This is a genomic window from Micromonospora sp. M51, assembly GCF_018070305.1.
Lineage (GTDB): Bacteria > Actinomycetota > Actinomycetes > Mycobacteriales > Micromonosporaceae > Micromonospora > Micromonospora parva.
The window spans coordinates 1-6,524 of sequence record NZ_JAGPXZ010000322.1 but is presented as its reverse complement, the minus strand read 5'-3'; the positions used below and the strand labels follow the sequence as shown (position 1 = coordinate 6,524).

The 6,524-nt window shown below is 71.1% G+C and carries 6 protein-coding genes; all 6 read right to left on the bottom strand.

Annotated elements, in window-relative coordinates; all coding sequences use genetic code 11:
* Positions 1-181 precede the first annotated feature (181 nt).
* A complete protein-coding gene (locus tag KBX53_RS18040; protein ID WP_210860506.1) occupies positions 182-652 on the bottom strand; it encodes a GNAT family N-acetyltransferase in 471 nt (156 codons plus the stop codon).
* A gap of 81 nt (positions 653-733) precedes the next feature.
* Positions 734-1,486, bottom strand: a complete 753-nt coding sequence (gene dapB / locus KBX53_RS18035) for a 4-hydroxy-tetrahydrodipicolinate reductase (RefSeq protein ID WP_210860504.1) — start codon at positions 1,484-1,486, stop codon at positions 734-736.
* Positions 1,487-1,581: 95 nt separating this feature from the next.
* Entirely contained in the window at positions 1,582-2,979 is a 1,398-nt protein-coding gene (locus tag KBX53_RS18030) for a pitrilysin family protein (protein WP_030337592.1), read from the bottom strand.
* Between the two features lie 47 nt (positions 2,980-3,026).
* Positions 3,027-5,411 (bottom strand): polyribonucleotide nucleotidyltransferase, encoded by a 2,385-nt coding sequence (locus KBX53_RS18025; RefSeq protein WP_210860502.1) that lies wholly within the window; start codon positions 5,409-5,411, stop codon positions 3,027-3,029.
* Between the two features lie 225 nt (positions 5,412-5,636).
* Positions 5,637-5,906 (bottom strand): 30S ribosomal protein S15, encoded by a 270-nt coding sequence (rpsO, locus tag KBX53_RS18020; protein ID WP_030337594.1) that lies wholly within the window; start codon positions 5,904-5,906, stop codon positions 5,637-5,639.
* Between the two features lie 199 nt (positions 5,907-6,105).
* The coding region (locus tag KBX53_RS18015) for a riboflavin kinase (protein WP_210860500.1) at positions 6,106-6,524 on the bottom strand (419 nt) is incomplete at its 5' end.

Genomic DNA, 6,524 nt, shown 5'->3' with positions numbered 1-6,524 from the left:
GTCGATCATGGAGTTGTGATGGGCGAAAGCTCCATGTGTGCCCCTTCTGCGAGGCACCACAACTCCATGATCGACACAGGGTCAGACCGGGCGGCTCCGGCGATCTTGCGGTTTCAGTTGTCGGGATGCGTGGAATGCCCCTTGTGCCACCGCAGAAAGTGCAAGATCGCGGGGGTGAGGGTCAGGGGGCTTGTTCGGCGATCAGCTCGTCGTCGTCCATGGCGCCGGTGGGGTGGAAGCCCAGGGAGGTGTAGAGGGCCGCTGCTGGGGTGTTGTCCGGGTGGTACGAGAGGCGGACCGGGGGGTTTCCGTCCTGGGCCGCCAGCCAGGGCACCAGGGTTTGCACGGTGGCCCGGCCGACGCCCCGGCCCTGCTCCGCCGCGTCGATCAGCATCCCGCCGATCCAGTGCGAGCCGTCGTCGTCCACACCCCACATGACGTGGCCGACGACGGTCTCGTCGGCGTACACGGCCAGGGAGTTCCACACGTCGGAGCGCATGCTGAGCAGCAGGTAGCGGGCACCCAGCGCGGCCACGAACCGGCGCTGGTCGTCGCGCGGGGCGACGTCGGCCACCGCCCGCCAGTTGTCGTCGTCGACCGGCCGGAGTGTGACCCGCCGACCGAGCCGATCCAGGTGTGCGTTATCGATCATCGGCGGATGCTACCCGGCCCGGACAGAGAGATCTTGGACAGTTTCCGTCACGGGAGAACGGAAACTGTCCAAGATCTGCGGTCAGTCGAGCAGGGCGTCCAGGCCGACGGTGAGGCCGGGGCGGTTGCGCACCGCGCGGACGGCCAGCAGCACGCCCGGCATGAACGACACCCGGTCGTACGAGTCGTGTCGGATGGTCAGCGTCTCGCCGATGCCGCCGAACAGCACCTCCTGGTGGGCGACCAGGCCGGTGGCGCGCACCGCGTGGACGCGTACCCCGTCGATGTCGGCGCCGCGCGCACCCGGCACCTCGTCCTTGGTGGCGTCCGGCACCGGGCCGAGGCCGGCCTCGGCGCGGGCCCGGGCGATCTGCCGGGCGGTGTGGGTGGCGGTGCCGCTCGGGGCGTCCAGCTTGCGCGGGTGGGGCTGCTCGATGTTCTCGACGGACTCGAAGTGGCGGGCGGCGCGGGCGGCGAACTGCATCATCAGCACCGCGCCGATGCCGAAGTTCGGGGCGATGACCACACCCACCTCGGGCCGGTCGGCCAGCCAGCCGCGCACCTGCTCCAACCGCTGCTCGGTGAAGCCGGTCGTGCCGACCACCGCGCTGATGCCCTGCTCGACGCACCACCGGAGGTTGTCCATCACGACGTCCGGCGTGGTGAAGTCGACGACCACCTCGGCGGCGGAGACGGCCGAACGACTGTCGCCCTGGTCGATCGACGCCGTCAGGGTGAGGTCGTCGGCGGCGTCGACGGCCTTGCAGACCTCGATGCCCATCCGGCCGCGCGCGCCGAACACGCCGACCCGAATATTCTCCTGCTCGTCAGTCACGGGGCACAACCTATCCCAATCGGGACGTGCCCCAGTCGTCGGATCCGGGCGGCTCCACCGACCGGGACGCGCCCCAAACCGGGCCGCGACAGCCCTCAGACCGCGAAGTCGCCAGCGCCGAACGGGCCCACCACTGCCAACGACATCGGGCGGCTGAGCAACTCGGCGGCGAGGACGTTGACGTCCTCCACGCTGACCTCGTCGACCCGGCGGAGCAGCTCGTCGACGGGCATCAGGTCGCCGTAGAGCAGCTCACCCTTCGCCAGCCGGCTCATCCGGGAACCGGTGTCCTCCAGGCCGAGCACGAACGAGCCCTTGCTCATCCCCTTGCCCCGGGCCACCTCGGCCTCGGTCAACCCGTCGGCGGCCACCCGGGCCAACTCGGCGCGGGTCAGGGCCAGCACCTCGTCCACCTTGCCCGGCGCGCAGCCGGCGTAGACGGCGAACAGGCCGCTGTCGGCGTACTGGCTGGCGTAGGAGTAGACCGAGTAGGCCAGGCCGCGCTGCTCGCGGATCTCCTGGAACAGGCGGCTCGACATGCCGCCACCGAGCACGTTGTTGAGCACCCCGAGGGCGAACCGGCGATCGTCGAGCCGGTCGATGCCGGGGCAGCCGAGGATGACGTGCGCCTGCTCGGTCTCCTTCGGCTCCACCACCGTGGTCACCGGCCTGGTGCGTACCGCCGGGGTCGCCGCGCGGTGCGGTGCCGGGCTGGCCGGGTCGCTGTCCAGCGGGGTGCCGCGCACCGCCTGACGGACCAGCTTGACCACCGCCGCGTGGTCGAGATTGCCGGCGGCGGCGATGACGATCTGCGGCGCTGTGTAACGCCCCCGGTAGAAGTTCTGGATCTGCCGGCGGGTCATCGGGGTGACGGTCTCCGCGGTGCCGGAGATGAGCCGGCCCAGCGGGTGGTCGCCGTAGACGGCCTGGACGAAGAGGTCGTGCACCTCGTCGCCCGGCTCGTCGTCGTGCATGGCGATCTCTTCCAGGATCACGCCGCGCTCGGTCTCGACGTCGGCCGGCTCCAACAACGAGTCGGCGACCAGGTCGCACATCACGTCGATCGCCAGCGGCAGGTCCTCGTCCAGCACCCGCGCGTAGTAGCAGGTGTATTCCTTCGTGGTGAAGGCGTTGGTCTCACCGCCCACCGCTTCGATCTGCGAGGAGATCTCCAGTGCGGTGCGCTTGTGGGTGCCCTTGAAGAGCAGGTGCTCCAGGAAGTGCGCGGCACCCGCCTGCGGGCCGGTCTCGTCTCGCGAGCCGACCGCCACCCAGATGCCGAACGAGACGCTGCGCATCGCCGGAATCGCCTCGGTGAGGACGCGCAGGCCGCTGGGCAGCACGGTACGTCGTACCGTGCCGCCCAGCGGGTCGTCGCTGAGCGTCCGGGTCACCGCGCGGGCGGTGCCGCCGGAACGGCCCGCCCCGGTGCCCCGAGACGCAGCCACCCCCCGTCGATCCGGTGGAAACGGCGCGCTGAAGGCCCGACTCACGTGGTGCTCCCGGTTCGACGAGGGGTGGGTGATGCGAGGTACGACGATCAGCTGTGCCGGGTCCGGCGGCGCGGACGCTCGCCGCCCTCGCCACCCTCGCCGCCGTTACCGCCCTCGCCGCCGCGCTCCGGGCCACGCCCGCCACGGTCGCCGCCGCGCTCACGGTCACCGCGGTCACGCGGAGCCCGGTCGCCGCGGTCCCGACCAGCCGGCCGGTCGCCAGCGGCGGCCTCACCGGCGGCCGGAGCCTCGGTGCCCTCCGGGCGGACCTTGGCCAGGTAGATCGTGCCGCGGGCGTCGATGTCCGCGATCTCGACCTCGACCCGGTCACCGACGTTGAGGAAGTCCTCGACCCGCTCGACCCGCTTGCCGTCGCCCACCTTGGAGATGTGCAGCAGGCCGTCGCGGCCCGGCAGGAGCGAGATGAACGCGCCGAACGCGGCGGTCTTGACCACCGTGCCGAGGAACCGCTCGCCCTGCTTCGGGAGCGTCGGGTTGGCGATGCCGTTGATCCGGTCGACGGCCGCCTGGGCCGACGGGCCGTTGGTGGCGCCGACGTAGATCGTGCCGTCGTCCTCGATGGAGATCTCGGCGCCGGTCTCGTCCTGGATCGCGTTGATGGTCTGCCCCTTCGGGCCGATCACCATGCCGATCTTGTCGACCGGGATCTTGACGGTGGTGACCCGCGGCGCGTAGTCGGACATCTCGGCCGGAGCCTCGATCGCCGCCTTCATGACCCCGAGGATGACCTGCCGGGCCTCGTTCGCCTGCTGAAGCGCGGCGGCGAGCACGTCCGACGGGATGCCGTTGAGCTTGGTGTCGAGCTGCAGCGCGGTGACGAACTCCGGGGTGCCGGCGACCTTGAAGTCCATGTCACCGAACGCGTCCTCGGCACCGAGGATGTCGGTCAGCGTCACGTACTGGGTCTTGCCGTCCACCTCGTCGGAGATGAGGCCCATCGCGATGCCGGCGACCGGCGCCTTCAACGGGACACCGGCGGAGAGCAGGCCCAGCGTCGAGGCGCAGACCGAACCCATCGAGGTGGAGCCGTTGGAGCCGAGCGCCTCGGAGACCTGCCGGATGGCGTACGGGAACTCCTCGCGCGACGGCAGCACCGGGATCAGCGCCCGCTCGGCGAGGGCGCCGTGGCCGATCTCCCGACGCTTCGGCGAGCCGACCCGGCCGGTCTCACCGGTCGAGTACGGCGGGAAGTTGTAGTTGTGCATGTAGCGCTTGCGGTTCTCCGGGGAGAGCGTGTCCACCATCTGCTCCATCCGGAGCATGTTCAGCGTGGTGACACCCAGGATCTGGGTCTCGCCCCGCTCGAACAGCGCCGAACCGTGCACCCGGGGCAGCACCCCGACCTCGGCGGTCAGCGCCCGGATGTCGCGCGGGCCACGCCCGTCCATGCGGACCTGCTCGCGCAGCACGCGGTTGCGCACCTCGGACTTGGTCAGCGAGCGGAAGGCAGCGCTGAGCTCCTTCTCCCGACCCTCGAACCGAGCGCCCAGCTCCTCGGCGACGCGGGCCTTGACCCGGTCCAGGGCTTCCTCACGGTCGGCCTTGCCGGCGATGGTGATCGCCTCGGCCACGTCGGCGCGGGCCAGCTCGGCCACGGCGTCGTACACGTCGTCCTGGTAGTCCAGGAAGACCGGGAACTCGGTGACCGGCTTGGCGGCGACCTCGGCCAGCTCGCTCTGCGCGCGGCACAGCTCACGGATCGCCGGCTTGGCGGCCTCCAGGCCGCTGGCGACGATCTCCTCGGTCGGGGCGGTGGCACCGGCCGAGATGAGGGCGACGGCGTTCGGGGTGGCCTCGGCCTCGACCATCATGATCGCGACGTCGCCGTCGTCGAGCGTGCGGCCGGCCACGACCATGTCGAAGGTGGCGCGGGCCAGCTCCTCCAGGGTCGGGAAGGCGACCCACTGGCCGTCGATGTGGGCGACACGGGTCGCCCCGATCGGGCCGGAGAACGGCAGGCCGGAGAGCTTGGTCGACATCGAGGCGGCGTTGATCGCCACGACGTCGTACGGGTGCTGCGGGTCGAGCGCGAGGACGGTCTCGACGACCTGGACCTCGTTGCGCAGGCCCTTGACGAAGGACGGGCGCAGCGGCCGGTCGATCAGCCGGCAGGTGAGGATGGCGTCCTCGCTGGGCCGACCCTCACGGCGGAAGAACGAGCCGGGGATGCGGCCCGCGGCGTACATCCGCTCCTCGACGTCGACGGTCAGCGGGAAGAAGTCGAACTGCTCCTTCGGGTGCTTACCGGCGGTCGTGGCGGAGAGAACCACCGTCTCGCCCAGCTGGGCGATGACGGAACCGGCGGCCTGGCGAGCCAGCCGACCGGTGGAGAAGGTGATCTCACGGGTGCCGAAGGACCCGTTGTCGATCACGGCGGTGCGGGATTCGGTGCCGAGTTTGGTCTCGGTCATGTGCTGTCGTGCTCCTTCGCGTCGTGGGCCCACGACATCGGGGAGCTGCTCAGCCGGCCGGTCTTCGATCGAAGCGCCCGGGTGGTCGGCATGATGCCGGGTTCCCGGGGGCCACTACCGGAGACCGGTACGCTGACCGGCTCCCTCTCGGGTGGTCGCGCGGCCCGTGTTCTTCAGGTGGGACGCGGCACGGGGGAGCGGCCGTCCGGCCACTCCCCCGTCACGTCACCGGCGCAGACCGAGCCGCTCGATGAGCGACCGGTAGCGGGCAATGTCCTTCTTCTGGACGTAGTTGAGCAACCGACGGCGCCGGCCGACCAGCAGCAGCAGCCCACGGCGGCTGTGGTGGTCGTGCTTGTGCACCTTCAGGTGCTCGGTCAGCTCCGCGATCCGCTTGGTGAGGACCGCGACCTGAACCTCCGGCGAACCGGTGTCGCCCTCGGCGGTCGCGTACTCCGCGCGGATGCTGGCCTTGGCTTCCTGATCGAGCGCCATGTTCTCCCTGTTTCGATGGGTTGATCAAGTGGGTGTCCGTCGTCCCGATGGACCGGGAACGGACCGGTACCTCGCACCCGCGGCGTCGAGCAGGCACGCGAGGCCCCACGCCGGTCACCCGACGTCCCGGCAAGACTACCAGCACTCGCCGGTAACACCCGGCGAAGGGCCTCGGTGGCGGCCCGTCACGCCACGACGATCAGGCCAACGCGCGCCTGGTGCGCTCGACGTCCTGGTTCATCTGGGCGATCAACGGCTCGATCGAGTCGTACCGGACCTGACCACGCAGGTGCGCCACGAAGTCCAGGGCCAGCCGCTCGCCGTACAGGTCGCCGGAGCAGTCCAGCGCGTACGCCTCCACCCGCCGCTCCCGGCCGGAGAAGGTCGGGTTGGTGCCCACCGAGACCGCCGCGAGCAGCGGTTCACGCTGACCGCGCCGGATCAGCCGGGCCGCGTACACCCCGTCGGCGGGCACCGCCGCGTACCGGTGGCAGAGCAGGTTGGCGGTGGGGAAGCCCAACTCCCGGCCCCGCTGGTCGCCGCGGACCACGACCCCCTCCAGGCGGTGGGGGCGGCCCCGCGCGGCGGCCGCCGCGCCCCCGGCGCCCCCGGCGCCGC

Bases quoted from the DNA above. Each gene is read 5' to 3' on its own strand.
- KBX53_RS18040 (WP_210860506.1), bottom strand. From the start codon at position 652: ATGATCGATAACGCACACCTGGATCGGCTCGGTCGGCGGGTCACACTC.
- KBX53_RS18025 (WP_210860502.1), bottom strand. From the start codon at position 5,411: ATGACCGAGACCAAACTCGGCACCGAATCCCGCACCGCCGTGATCGAC.
- rpsO (WP_030337594.1), bottom strand. From the start codon at position 5,906: ATGGCGCTCGATCAGGAAGCCAAGGCCAGCATCCGCGCGGAGTACGCG.